General features: G+C 74.8%; 12 protein-coding genes. 6 read left to right on the top strand and 6 right to left on the bottom strand.

The features are described from left to right. Window positions 1-813: ABC transporter permease (locus ACSNOD_RS19950; RefSeq protein ID WP_436768345.1), on the top strand; the 813-nt coding region annotated here is incomplete at its 5' end. 61 nt (window positions 814-874) lie between these two features. Here the strand turns inward: ACSNOD_RS19950 and ACSNOD_RS19955 are convergent. Then, window positions 875-1,207 carry an ATP/GTP-binding protein gene (locus tag ACSNOD_RS19955; RefSeq protein ID WP_436768346.1) on the bottom strand — a complete coding sequence of 111 codons (333 nt, stop codon included), beginning with the start codon at window positions 1,205-1,207 and terminating at the stop codon, window positions 875-877. A 218-nt stretch (window positions 1,208-1,425) separates the two neighbouring features. Here ACSNOD_RS19955 and ACSNOD_RS19960 point away from each other — a divergent pair, with 218 nt between their 5' ends. Beyond that, entirely contained in the window at window positions 1,426-2,298 is an 873-nt protein-coding gene (locus ACSNOD_RS19960) for an LLM class flavin-dependent oxidoreductase (protein ID WP_436768347.1), read from the top strand. 109 nt (window positions 2,299-2,407) lie between these two features. On the opposite strand, the gene ACSNOD_RS19965 is transcribed toward ACSNOD_RS19960, so the two are convergent. Then, window positions 2,408-2,800, bottom strand: coding sequence for an SCO5389 family protein (locus ACSNOD_RS19965; RefSeq protein ID WP_436768348.1), 393 nt, complete (start codon window positions 2,798-2,800; stop codon window positions 2,408-2,410). Window positions 2,801-3,059: 259 nt separating this feature from the next. Between ACSNOD_RS19965 and nucS the strand changes: the two genes are divergently transcribed. Together nucS and ACSNOD_RS19975 are read left to right on the top strand one after the other, a co-directional pair. Beyond that, on the top strand, window positions 3,060-3,722 hold the full coding sequence (nucS, locus tag ACSNOD_RS19970) for an endonuclease NucS (protein WP_436768349.1): 663 nt from the start codon (window positions 3,060-3,062) through the stop codon (window positions 3,720-3,722). A gap of 136 nt (window positions 3,723-3,858) precedes the next feature. Continuing rightward, complete coding sequence (locus tag ACSNOD_RS19975; protein WP_436768350.1) at window positions 3,859-4,944, top strand: DNA glycosylase AlkZ-like family protein; 1,086 nt, start codon at window positions 3,859-3,861, stop codon at window positions 4,942-4,944. Between the two features lie 434 nt (window positions 4,945-5,378). On the opposite strand, the gene ACSNOD_RS19980 is transcribed toward ACSNOD_RS19975, so the two are convergent. The 3 genes from ACSNOD_RS19980 to ACSNOD_RS19990 form a co-directional block, all read right to left on the bottom strand. Beyond that, window positions 5,379-8,321: an ATP-binding protein gene (locus tag ACSNOD_RS19980; RefSeq protein ID WP_436768351.1), complete on the bottom strand. Its 2,943-nt coding sequence runs from the start codon at window positions 8,319-8,321 to the stop codon at window positions 5,379-5,381. Between the two features lie 398 nt (window positions 8,322-8,719). Then, complete coding sequence (locus tag ACSNOD_RS19985) at window positions 8,720-9,043, bottom strand: STAS domain-containing protein (RefSeq protein WP_436768352.1); 324 nt, start codon at window positions 9,041-9,043, stop codon at window positions 8,720-8,722. A gap of 176 nt (window positions 9,044-9,219) precedes the next feature. After that, the gene (locus tag ACSNOD_RS19990) at window positions 9,220-10,068 is read right to left on the bottom strand and encodes a 3-hydroxyacyl-CoA dehydrogenase family protein (protein ID WP_436768353.1); all 849 of its coding nucleotides are present in this window, start codon (window positions 10,066-10,068) and stop codon (window positions 9,220-9,222) included. A gap of 219 nt (window positions 10,069-10,287) precedes the next feature. Between ACSNOD_RS19990 and ACSNOD_RS19995 the strand changes: the two genes are divergently transcribed. After that, window positions 10,288-10,860, top strand: coding sequence for a cob(I)yrinic acid a,c-diamide adenosyltransferase (locus ACSNOD_RS19995; RefSeq protein ID WP_436768354.1), 573 nt, complete (start codon window positions 10,288-10,290; stop codon window positions 10,858-10,860). A gap of 57 nt (window positions 10,861-10,917) precedes the next feature. Here the strand turns inward: ACSNOD_RS19995 and ACSNOD_RS20000 are convergent, their stop codons facing one another. Then, window positions 10,918-11,574, bottom strand: a complete 657-nt coding sequence (locus ACSNOD_RS20000; protein ID WP_436768355.1) for a hypothetical protein — start codon at window positions 11,572-11,574, stop codon at window positions 10,918-10,920. A 237-nt stretch (window positions 11,575-11,811) separates the two neighbouring features. Here ACSNOD_RS20000 and ACSNOD_RS20005 point away from each other — a divergent pair. Then, window positions 11,812-12,963 (top strand): sensor histidine kinase (locus ACSNOD_RS20005; RefSeq protein ID WP_436768356.1); only part of this gene is annotated, 1,152 nt, incomplete at its 3' end.

Below are 12,963 nucleotides of genomic sequence, written 5' to 3' on the forward strand. Positions count from 1 at the left end.
GCCGGCGGCGGTCAGGGCTATGTCTCGCCCATCCCGATCCAGAACGCCCACCTCGGGCACGCCCTCGCCTCCGAGTGGACGAAGATCAAGTCGGTGCGCTCCACGATCTGGACGCTCGGCGTCATGGTCGTGCTGGTGCTCGGCCTCGGGCTGCTGATCGCCATGATCCTCAGCGGCACGGACACCGACCTCGTGGACGCGCCGCTGCTGAGCTTCGGCTTCTTCGGCGTGCTCGCGGGCAGCATCTGCGTGATCACCCTCGGCGTGCTGGTGGTGGCCTCGGAGTACGGCACCGGCATGATCCGTACGACGCTGACGGCCTGCCCGAGCCGGGCCCGGGTGCTCACCGCCAAGGCGATCGTCTTCTTCCTCGTGGCGTTCGTGATCACCACGGTGACCACCACGCTGATCGCCGTCGTCCACGCCTCCATGCTCTCCGGCATGGGCGGCAAGGACCCCTCCGGCGCGGAGTGGTTCCGGGCGACCGTGGGCGTCGGCCTCTACGTGGCGATGCTGGGCCTGCTCTCCCTGTCGGTGGGCGCGCTGGTCCGCCACTCCGCGGGCGCGATCACCATCATGCTGGGCGTGCTGCTGCTGCCCATGGTGGTGGCGCTGTTCCTGATGAAGTTCCCCGACGTGAGCCAGGCCCTGTTCGAGTACTCGATCCCGAACTCGCTCGGCGTCTTCTACAGCACCCCCGCCACCGAGGGCTCCAGCGGCCCCTCGGGCTGGGAGCCGCTGTGGATTCTCACCGGTGTCACCGCCCTGACCATGGCCGGCGCGTACACCGCGCTCGCCAAGCGGGACGTCTGACGGCCGTTCGCTCCGGCACCGCGCCGGAGCGGCGAACCGGCCCGGCAGCGGGGCGGATTGCTCAGTAGCGAGGCGCGTTACGGGACCGCCGCACCGTCGTGGTGCGGCGGTCCCGTGCGTTCCAGCAGGCGCGGTGCCAGTGCCGCCGGTCGTCGACCGCGCCCTCCTGGGGCCAGGCGACGACATGGGGCACCCCCGGCGGGATCTCCTGGTCGCAGCCGGGGCAGCGGTAGTGCTTGGTGGCGGCGCCGCCCCCTATCTGCCGGACCACCCACGGCTCGCCGCGCCAACTCTCCGTCCGCTCCAGGCCGTAGCGCTCTCCCTCGCCGAACCCCCGCTCGTCGGGGGCGGCGGATCGCACTCCGCGCGGCGGGCGGTTTCGACGCGGAGACACGGGGCACCTCGCGAAATGTCCGGGGGTCGGTTTTTGCCGAGTCCACCCTACGCGTCGGCGTGGCGCCCGCCGGACCGCCGCGGGGCCCCGCCCCGGCCCCCGGCAACGCCGCCCCGATCATCGGCAAAGAGTTCCGGCGAGGCCGTACCGTCGGCACGTGTCGTGCGTTGATGCCCGGTGGGGGACATCGACGCACCGGCCGCGAGGAGGCAGTTGGCATGCGCGTGGGGGCTTTCTTATTGGCCGCGCAGTTCCCGGGCCAGGGGCACGGGGAGGCACTGCACCGCGCGGTGCGCTCGGCCGAGACCGCCGAGGAGGCGGGGCTGGACGCGGTGTGGGTGGCCGAGCACCACTTCGTGCCGTACGGGGTGTGCCCGTCGGCCGTCACGCTGGCGGCGCTGCTGCTGGGCCGCACCCGGCGGATCGGGGTGGGCACGGCGGCGTACGAGAGCGGGTTCCCGGAATCACTCGATCTGCTGGTGCGCTGGCTGCGCGAACCGTCCGTCGGGGCGGCCGGCGAGCGGTTCCGGTTCCGTACGGTGCCGGTGGTGCCGCGGGCGGCCGAGGCGCCCGGGGACGCGGGCCCACCCGTCGTCGTGGCCTGCACCTCCCCCGCCACGGTGCGCCTGGCCGCGGAGCGCGGGCTGCCGATGCTGCTGGGCATGCACAGCGACGACGAGGAGAAGGCCGCCATGGTCGCGCTCTGGCGGGAGCACTCGCGGGCGGCGGGCCACCGCGCCGACGGCGCGGACCATGTGGCCGCGGGGGTCGCGCAGATCGCCGACGACCGGCGGAGCGCCGAGGAGACGCTGCTGAAGGCCATGCCCGGCTGGCTGCGCCGGGGCCTGGAGGCCCATGTCACGGTCGACGGCCGACCGCGCGCGATGCGCGATCCGCTGGCGTACACCCAGCTGCTGTGCGGGCTGCACCCGGTGGGCCCGCCGCGGCTGTGCGCCGACCGGCTGGCGGCCACCGCCGAGCGCACGGGCATCACCCGCTTCGCCCTGCTGGTGGAGGGCTCGGGCGAGCTGTCCACCACGGAGGAGAACATTCAGCGCCTGGGCCGCGAGGTGCTCCCCCTCCTCGGCTGACGCGGCGGACGGCCCGGCGCCGGGCTCTCATGCGCTCGCGCGCTCACGCGCCCGGGCAGCCATGCGCTCAGGCGCTCAGGAAGCTCAGGCGCTGCTCGGGTGCGGGTGCTCAGCAGTCCCGCAGGGTCGGGGACTGGTTCAGCAACTGGCCCCGTACGGAGGTGAAGCGGGCCAGCCGCTCGTCCGCCGAGGCGTCCAGGGGGAAGACCGCGACGCGGTGGCAGTTCTGAAACGCCAGCCGCACCCCGAAGTGCCGCTCCAGCGCACCCTTGATCGCATCGCTCGCCAGCGCGCGCAGCAGCTGGCCGCGCGCCCGCTCGTCGGGCGGCGGCACCTGGTTGTCGGCGAACTCGCCACCGTCCACGGTGAGCCGGGCCACCAGGGAGCTGATCAGGTCCCAGGCGTAGGGCAGGGAGGTCCGGACGCAGTCGACGAACTCCGCTTCGTCGACTTCGCCTCGCTCGGCCTTCTCGAGCAGGGCCGGTGAGACGTCGAGCGACATGGGTTCTCCTCTCGCGACCCCGCGGCACGGGGTCTCGCGGGCACGGGCGGGAAGCCGCCACCCTGACCTCGGCGCGGCCCCGCCGTGCGCGCGCCACCATGGACGCCACGCAGAGTGCCCGGGTGGCGACTTCCCGCTTCAACGGTATGTCGGCCATCACCGGGGCACCAGGAGAACGGGCACACAACCAGCCAATGGCGAACGGGTCCAACAAGGGCGAATCGCGTGGAGGACCCCGCGTCGAGTAGCGTGGCCGACCGTGCGTCTCGTCATTGCCCGCTGCTCCGTCGACTACGCCGGTAGGCTCACCGCCCACCTGCCCTCGGCGCCGCGCCTCATCCTCGTCAAGGCCGACAACTCCGTATCGATCCACGCGGACGACCGGGCCTACAAACCCCTCAACTGGATGTCCCCGCCGTGCACCCTCAAGGAGGGCGACGACGGCGTGTGGACGGTGGTCAACAAGGCGGGCGAGAAGCTCGTGATCACCATGGAGGAGGTGCTGCACGACTCCTCGCACGAGCTGGGAGTGGACCCCGGCCTCATCAAGGACGGCGTGGAGGCCCACCTCCAGGAACTCCTCGCCGACAGGATCGAGACGCTCGGTGACGGCTACTCCCTGATTCGGCGTGAATACCCCACCGCGATCGGCCCGGTGGACATCCTCTGCCGCGACGCCGACGGCGCCACCGTCGCCGTCGAGATCAAGCGGCGGGGCGAGATCGACGGCGTGGAGCAGCTCACCCGCTATCTGGAGCTGCTCAACCGCGATCCGCACCTGGCCCCGGTGCGGGGCGTCTTCGCGGCCCAGGAGATCAAGCCGCAGGCGCGGGTGCTCGCGACGGACCGCGGCATCAGCTGTGTGGTGCTGGACTACAACGCGCTGCGCGGCATCGAGGACGACAAGCTCCGGCTCTTCTGAGGGCCGCGGGCCCCCGGGGGCCCGCGGCCGCTCCCGGGGGCGCCCAGGGCCCCGTGACGCCCTCGCGCCGCGCGACTGCGGGCATATCGGACGCACCGGGCGTACCGTACGAGGAGTACGGGCGAAGGGCGCGGTCGTGAGCAGCACACGCCGGATCGAGGTGAGCCGGGAACGGGTCCTGGCTTACCGGGTGGCGGTGCACGGGCTCGACCGCTCCTCCCCCGCCCCCGACGTCCTGGACCTGGGGGTGCGGGACACGCCGAGTGGGTCCGCCCGGCAGGCCCTGGCCGCTCGCGGCGCGTCCTCCGACGGCCTGGAGCTCGTCTGGTCGTTCCGCGGCGCGCCGCACCTCCACCGGCGCGCGGATCTGCGGGCGCTCGCCGCCGCCCTCTGGCCGGTGGACGACACCGACGCGACGGCGCGCATCGACACCGCGATGATCAAGGAGGGGGCGCGGCTGGGCCGCACCGCCTTCCGGGTCACCGCGGCGGCGTTCCATGAGGTCGTGACCGCCCCCATGGCCAAGGGCGAGGTCAGCGCCGCGGTCAGCGCGTCCGTACCGGAGACGCTGACGCACTGGTGCGCCCGGTGCGGGGCTCGGCACATCTCCGGGCTGCTCTTCCAGCAGGCCGGGCTCTTCGGGGGAACCCGGGTCGTGCCGGAGGCGGGCGGGACCGTCCTGGCGCCGCTGAACCGGCGCTTCCCCGTGCCGTCCCGGGCGTCCGGCACCGCCGGGCTGGTCCGGGCGTATCTGCGCTTCCTCGGCCCCGCCATGCCCGCGGAGGTGGCCCAGCACCTCGGCACGAAGCCGGCCGTGGTCGCCTCGGTGTGGCCGGACGACCTGGCCGAGGTGTGGCTGGGCGGCACGAGGACCTGGCTGCCCGCCCCGGATCTGGACGCGCTGCTGTCGGCGCGGAGCCGGGGCCTGGTGCGGCTGCTCCCGCCCGGCGATCCGTTCCTCCAGGCCCGGGACCGGGACCTGGTCGTGCCGGACCGGGCCCGGCAGAAGGAGATCTGGCGGCCGGTGGGCGGGCCCGGCGCGCTGCTGGCCGGCACGGAGATCGTCGGCACCTGGCGTGCGAGGGCCGCCGGCCGCGCGCTCGAGCTGACGGTCACCCCGTTCGCACCGCTGTCCTCCGCCGTGCGCCGGGCGCTGGACGCCGAGGCCGCCACGGTGGCCGCGGCCCGCGGCGCGGCCGAGACCCGGCTGCGCGTCGCCTGAGAGCCGGCCCCGGACAGACGGGCCGGCGGCCTCGCGCGGGGCCGCCGGCCCGTACGGCGGCACCACCGGCCACGTGGGCCGTACGTCAGAACCGCCGGACGCCTCGGCCGTACGCCGGGACCACCGGACCCCGCCCCGTACAACAGAACTGCCGGACCCCTCGGCCCCTACGACGGGATCACCGGGCCCCGCGGCCGTACGGCAGAACTGCCGGACGCACGCCTCGGCCCGTACGACAGGACCACCGGGCCCCACCCCGTACGACAGAACTGCCGGACGCCCGGCCCGTACGGCAGAACCACCGGCCGCCACCCCGTACATACAGAACCGCTGGGGCCCCCGTACGGCAGAACCGCCGGGCCCTCGGGGGTCCGGCGGTTCTTGTCATCGGGCGGCGGGGTGGCCCCGTCCCGGCGCCAGGGCCGGTTCGGCCCTCACGCGGACGGCGAGCCCGCGCCGTTCGACGGGGTGTTCGCCGCGCCCCCGGTGGCGGTGCCGGTGGCACCGCTGCCGGTCTCACCGGTGGTGCCGCCGGTCGTGGTCGACCCGGTGGTGCCGCTGGTGCCCGGCGAGCCCGTCGTGCTGCCGCCACTGCTGGTCGGGGAGCCCGTCGTGCTGCCGCCGCTGGTCGGCGAACCGGTCGTACTGCCACCGCTGCTGGTCGGCGAACCCGTCGTGCTGCCGCCGCTCGTCGGCGAACCGGTCGTACTGCCGCCACTGCTGGTCGGCGAACCCGTCGTGCTGCCGCCGCTGGTCGGCGAACCGGTCGTACTGCCACCGCTACCGGTCGGCGAACCCGTCGTGCTGCCACCGCTCGTCGGCGAACCGGTCGTACTGCCCCCACTGCCGCTCGGCGAGCCACCCGTGCCGCTCGTCGCGCCGCCGGTGGGCGACGGGCTGCCGCCGGGGCCACCGGCGGTCGACTCGCCGGGCCGGGTGCCGCCGGTGGGGTCCGCGTGCCCGGAGGGGCCGGGCGCCTTGCCGCCGCGGCCGGTGCCGCCGGGGCCGGCCGCCGGCCGCTGCCGGGACGTGGCCGAACCCTCGCCGGGCTCGTCCGCGGTGAGGCCGCCGTTGCCCCGGTCCTCGTTGGCGGACTGGTCGGAGGTGACCCGGTCCGGCGGGGCATCGTTCCCGCCGCCCGAGGTGGCGCCGAGGGTGACGACCGTGCCCAGGACGATCGCGAGGAGCGCCCCGGAGCCCGCGGCGATCATGTTGCGCCGGGTGCCCTTGAAGGCGGAGGCGCGCAGGGTCGCGCGCCGGATGCCGAGGCGCTGGGCGAGGCGCCGGGCCGCCGGCCCGACACCGGCCGCCGGCCGCGCGGCGACGGCCCGGTTGACTACCGTGGCCGTCTCGTCGGGCCCGGCGGCGGTCAGCGGAAGGGGCGCGGTCGGGCCGTCGGCGGGCGAGGCGGACGCCTCGTTGCGCGCGCCGGACACCTCCTCGGCCGCGGCCGGGCCGACGCCGGGGAGGAAGCCCGCCTCCCGGTCGGCGACGAGGGCCAGCGCCCTGCGGCCGGCGACGGCGCCGCGCCGGTCGGCGAGCGCGCCGCGCAGCCCGATCGACGCCTCCAGCTCGGCGCGGGCCCGCTCCAGGTTCCCCTCGCAGAGCGCGAGCACGCCGAGCTCGTGGTGGAAGTACGCCTCGTCGCCGACCTCCCCGGCGAGCCGGGCGGCCTCCTGCCCGTGGCGGAGCGTCCGCTCCCACGCGCCCCAGCAGAGCGCGGCGGCGAAAGCGGGCGCGGCGGTGCGGGCGAGCTGTACGGCGGTGGACTGGCCGTCGTCCTCGGCGCCGGCGCCCGTGGGCCGGCCGGCCGTGCGGGTCGCCACCAGCGCGGCCAGGGCGGCGAGCACGGCGTCGGCCTCGACGGCCACCCGCTCGGGCGTGACGGAGGGGTGGCCAGCCCACCAGGCGTAGTGCCGGCCGATGGCGTCGGCGCGCTCCGCCGCGCCGTCGGCGTAGCCGGCGGCCTCCAGCTGGGTCACCACTCCGGCGGCGAGGCGGTAGTGGGAGCCCACCGGGGTCACCAGGCCGCAGCCGAGGAGCTCCCCGAGGGCCGCGTCGGCGTGGGTGTCCCCGGTGAGCGCCGGCAGGTGCGCCGGGTGGGGGCACTCGCCGCCGAGGGCGACGGCGAACCGCAGGGCCTCCCGGGCCGCCTCGGAGAGGCGGGCGGCGAGCAGCGGCGCGGGGGCCGCGGCCTCGGCGAGGCTGGGCAGCGGCGCGTCCTGGCCGGCGGCCTCGGGCTGCGCGGCGGCGCCGTCGGCGGGCGGCTTGGCGAAGACGCCGTACTCGTCGACCGCCTCCCGGCCGGCGGCCAGCGCGTCGCGCTGCCGCAGCAGCGCGGCGGCCTGGACGAAGCGGAGCGGCAGCCCCTCGGACTCGAACCACAGGTCGGCGGCCCAGTCCCGCTCCCGGTCGGTCAGCGTCCGCTGGACGGACCGTTCCAGCAGCTCGACGCAGGCGGCGCGGCTGAGCCCGGTGAGGAACACCTCTTCGAGGTGGCAGTCGGAGGACGGCGCCGGCACCTCGGGGGTGGTCGATATCAGGAAGGCACACTCGGGGGTGGCGTCCAGCAGCTCGTCCAGCGCGCTGCCGCCGAAGTCGAGGTCGTCGACGAGGACGACGGCGCCGATCTCCCGCACGGCCGCCCGCAGCCGCTCGGGGTCGGGCCGGTACAGCGGCGCGTGGTGCACGGCGGCGAACAGCTCGTGGAGCAGGTCGGTGGTGGTTCTCCGGTGGCCGGAGAGCCGGATGACGCCGTCGGGCGCCAGGTCGGCGCAGTCGGCCGCCACCATGTCGAGCAGCGCGCTGCGCCCGGAGCCGGCGGGCCCGGTGAGCCGCACGGAGCGGCCGCGGGAGAGCAGCCGTACGAGCCGTTCGCGCTCCTCGCCGCGCTCCAGCAGCGGCAGTTCCTCGGCCGCGGGCCCCACGGGCACGGGGGGCAGGCCGGCGCGGCGCTGGTCGGCGCGGTCCTCGGGGCCGCGCCGCTCGGGGCGGCCGGGCCGCTCTCCGGGCGGGCAGGCCTCGACCTCGCTGCCGTCGACGGGGTTGACCGTCAGCAGCTGGTCGCCGGCGACGAGCTGCACGGTGCGGGCGAGGGCGGGGCGGGCGCTGCCGGTGAGGTCGGGGATCAGCGGGTCGCGGTGCGGGCGCTGGGGGGCGCCGGAGGCGTCGCCGCGCTCGCGCTCGCTCTCCCCGGCGGCCCGGTCGTCGCGGGCGGCCCGGTCGTCGTGGAGGTCACGGACGTCACGGTCGGCGGGACCCGGCCGGTCCGCCGCGGCGGTGTGCTCCTCCCCGGCCTCGGGGAGGTGGCCGTCGACGCCGTCGTCGTGGTGACGGTCGTGACCGTGCTCTTCCGGTCCCCGGCTCTTCGGGTCCATAGGCCAAAGCCCCCCAGATGCGTTGTGTGGCGTGTGCGCTCCCGGCCTTTCCGCACTCCTCCCGCGTGGGCGGGAGGGGCCATCAACCGTTCCGGTCCGGTCGTCCGCCGCGGCGTTCCGGATGCGCGCGACGGCAACGGAACCCTAGACCTTGGCACAGTATCCACGAACACGTGGGGTGGGGGCGCGCCCGGAACGTCACAGCTTTGTGAGAATCGCACACAGTGACGAAGGTGGTACGCCCGGGCGTACGCGCCGGCGCGCCCGGTACGAGGGGGCGCGCGGCGGGCTCCCGAGAGCGGGTGCCGGGCCCCGGCGCGAGCCCCGGGGCGGATTCCGCTTTCCCGCCGCCGAGCCACTCGGACCGGGACCTGACGGGCGTCGGACCGGGGCCGGCGTCAGACCCGGGGCAGCGATTCCGCTTCGATGCCGCCCTCGATCGCGAGGATGCGATGCAGCCGGGTGGCCACCAGGAGCCGCTGGAGCTGGGGCGGCACTCCGCGCAGGACGAGCCGGCGGTTGGCCCGGCCCGCCCTGCGGTGGGCACCCATGATGACGCCGAGCCCGGTGGCGTCCCAGGAGTCGAGCTCCGTCAGGTCGAGGACGAGGTCGCCCTGGCCCGAGTCGACCGCGGAGTGCAGGACAGTACGGGCGTCCGCCGCGCTGCGGACGTCGAGGCGGCCCCCGACGACCAGCTCGGCGTGGTCGCCCCTGATGTACATATGCGCTCCCCGGGAGTGCTCGCGTTGCCCTGACGAACCATCGTGCTCAGTCGTGCTGTCCTGCCTGTCCGGATGAATCTCTCATCACAACTGACTGTTCGTCCCGCGGCGCGGTTGCCGTCTGTGAGCGAACCGATATCGAATTCACTCCTGCGGGTGACAGCGCGTCAGTCAGTTCAGTGCTTGTAGAAGCCCTGCCCGCTCTTGCGGCCGATGTCCCCCGCGTCCACCATGCGCCGCATCAGCTCCGGCGCGGCGAACTTCTCGTCCTGGGACTCGGTGTAGATGTTGTCCGTGGCGTGCAGCAGGATGTCCACGCCGGTCAGGTCCGCGGTGGCCAGGGGCCCCATGGCGTGTCCGAAGCCCAGCTTGCAGGCGATGTCGATGTCCTCGGCGGTGGCCACGCCGGACTCGTACAGCTTGGCCGCCTCGACCACCAGGGCGGTGATCAGGCGGGTGGTGACGAAGCCGGCCACGTCGCGGTTGACGACGATGCAGGTCTTGCCGACGCTCTCGGCGAACTCGCGGGCGGTGGCCAGCGTCTCGTCGCTGGTCTTGTGGCCGCGGACCAGCTCGCACAGCTGCATCATCGGCACCGGGGAGAAGAAGTGGGTGCCGACGACCTTCTCCGGGCGGCCGGTCACCGCCGCGATCTTGGTGATCGGGATGGCGGAGGTGTTCGACGCCAGCACGGCGTCGTCCTTCACCAGGCCGTCGAGCGTGCGGAAGATCTCCTGCTTGACGTCGACCTTCTCGAACACGGCCTCGACCACGACATCGGCGTCGGCGACCGCGTCGAGGTCCGTGGTGGTCGTGATCCGCTTCAGCGCCGCCTCGGCGTCCTGGGCGGCCAGCTTCCCCTTGGCGACGAACTTGTCGTACGACGCCTTGATGCCGTCCGTGCCCCGGGTCAGCGCCGCGTCGGTGACATCCCGCAGCACGACGTCCCAGCCCGCCTGGGCGGAGACCTGCGCGATCCCCGACCCCATGAGTCCGGCCCCGATGACGGCGAGCTTCCTGGCCACTGCTGTCCCCTAACGCCTGATGCCCTGTGATGTGACGCCGTGAATGCTGATTCGGCTCTCGGCCGGAGATTAGCGCCCATAAGGGCCGCGAGGGGGGCGAAGAGATGCGCGTCACGCCCCGTACGACGGACATCACATCGGCGGCCGGTCGCCGGGGAGTTGCGAAGCCCGCGCCGCGGTGCCGGGACGGGTTCCGGAGGGGGTGGATAGGCTCGGCGCATGGTCAATCTGACGCGCATCTACACCCGTACCGGGGACGACGGCACGACCGCCCTCGGCGACATGAGCCGCACGGTGAAGACCGACACGCGGATCGCCGCCTATGCCGACACCAACGAGGCCAACGCGGCGATCGGGGTGGCCATCGCGCTCGGCGCGCTCCCCGAGGAGGTGGTCAAGGTCCTCGTACGGGTGCAGAACGACCTGTTCGACGTGGGCGCCGACCTCGCCACCCCGGTCGTGGCGGAGCCGGAGCACCCGCCGCTGCGCGTCGAGCAGAGCTACATCGACAAGCTGGAGCAGGACTGCGACCGCTTCCTGGCCGACCTGGAGAAGCTGCGCAGCTTCATCCTGCCCGGCGGCACACCCGGCGCGGCGCTGCTGCACCAGGCGTGCACGGTGGTGCGGCGGGCCGAGCGGTCCACCTGGGCGGCGCTGGAGCGGCACGGCGACATCATGAACCCGCTCACGGCGACCTATCTCAACCGCCTGTCCGACCTGCTGTTCATCCTGGCGCGCACGGCGAACAAGGAGCTCGGCGACGTGCTCTGGGTGCCCGGCGAGAACCGCTGACCGCGGTGCGGGGGGGCCTGCTTTGGGCAGGCGCCCCCCCCCCGCTTCCCGCGCGGCTCAGGGCTTGGTGAGGGAGCGGGGCCGCTCCCCACGCGGCTCCCCACCCCGCTCGCCGTCCAGCTTCCCGCCCCACTCGCCGTCCATCCCCCGCTCCGCGGCGCGCTCCCCCTCCGCGTCGCGGCCCTTCGGCCGGGGCGGCCAGATCGCGTAGTACAGCGCCACCAGCAGGTGAATCCCGCCGATCCGCAGGGCCGTGGTCTGCGAGGCGCGCAGCGCCTCCGCGCGGTCCGCGTCGCCCACGAGCAGCACGCACCCCTGGAGCACGACCACGGCGACGACGACCGCGACGGCCGTCCGGAGCCAGAGCCGCCACTCGTGCCGCGCCCGGGCCCGCCCGTACTTCGGCGGCCCGGCCGGCGGCGGCCCGCCCGCGAAGCGGTGCCGGAACCGGGCGTCGCCCCACTTGATCAAGTAGTGGCCGTACCCCACGGAGAAGCCCAGATAGAGCGCGGCGAGCCCGTGCACCGCGGACGGCTCGGCGCCCCGCCGCAGATCGATGACGGTGGCGGCCAGCAGCACCAGGTCCACCACGGGGGTGAGCGCCAGCACCACCGCGCCGGTCCGGGGCATGCGCAGGGCGTAGCGCAGGCACAGGCCCGCGGCGAGGACCACCCAGAACGCCACCTCGCAGATGCCGATCAGCGCGACGATCACCACAGGCTCCTTCTTCGTCTCCCGGCTTCCGGCCGCCGACTTCCGGCTTCCGGGCTCCGGCGCTTCCCCCTGTTCGCGGGTCGGCGCGTTTGCCGTTCCCCCAGCCTTGCCGCCGTACGGCCGTGTCGCGTCGTCGCCGATGACGAATCGACACTGCACCCTTCGATGTAGCGGCCGTGATCCCATCGCCCCCGGGAGCGGAGGCGCCCGGCGCGCCCCGCCGTGTTTGATGGAGTCGTGTCCGCCGGTTGGTTCTCCCGCTTCGCCCTCCCCGCCCGCCCGCACCGCGGCGATGTCGTGATCGCCGCCGCCGGCCTGGCCGGGGGCCTGATCCTGTGGTCGCTGGACCTCTACTCGAACGCGCCCGTGAGGGGCGACCCGGGGGCCTGGCCCCTGGTCCCCCTGGTGGCGATGGTCTGCGCCGAGCTGCTGCGGCGCACCGCCCAGCCCTGGGCCCTGCTGCTGGCGACCGCCGCCCTGGTCGGCGACGTGGTGAACTGGTCCCTGGCGGCGACGGTGCTGATGTTCACCGACGTGGTCTACGCCGCCGTGCTCTACGGCAGGCCCTGGCTGGCCCGCCAGATCATCCCCATCTCCACGGTCGTCACCATCGGTGCCACCATCTCGGCGCTGGCCTTCTACCGGGACTCCGGGGCGCTGCTGTTGGGGCTGGTCGCCGGGCTGATCACCATCGCCCCGGCGTGGACCGGGGTGCTGGTGCGGCAGCACCGGCAGATCGCGGAGACCGAGCGGCTGCGGGCCGAGCAGACCGCGCTGCTGGCGGAGATGGACCGCAGGGAGGCGGTCGTCGCCGAGCGCTCCCGGATGGCCCGGGAGCTGCACGACATGGTGGCCAACCACCTGTCCGCGATCGCCATCCACTCCACCGCGGCGCTGTCCATCGGCGACCCGAAGGCCAGTACGGAGGCGCTCGGCGTCATCCGGGAGAACAGCGTGCAGGGGCTGGCCGAGATGCGCCGCCTGATCGGGCTGCTGCGGGACGGCGGCGGGGAGCGGGAGCCGGTGGCCGCGCCCACCCTCGACGCCCTCGACGCGCTGGTGGAACGGGCCCGCGCGGTCGGGGCGGAGAGCGGGCTGGAGTTCGCGCTGCGCGACGACCGGGGCCCGGGCCCGCTGTCGGCGCCGGTGGAGCTCGCGGCCTACCGCATCGTCCAGGAGTCGCTCACCAACGCGCTCAAGCACGCGGCCCCCGGCCCGGTGGACGTGGCGCTGGACCGCCGCGCCGACGGCCCGCTGATTGTCACCGTCACCAGCCCCTGCGCCGACCGGCCGGGCCCGCGGGCACCCGGCTCGGGCGCCGGCCTGGTCGGCATGCGGGAGCGGGTGGCCCTGCTCAGGGGGGAGCTGGAGGCGGGGCCGGTGCCGGGC

Origin of the sequence: Streptomyces sp. URMC 123 (assembly GCF_051386515.1) — a bacterium.
Lineage (GTDB): Bacteria > Actinomycetota > Actinomycetes > Streptomycetales > Streptomycetaceae > Streptomyces.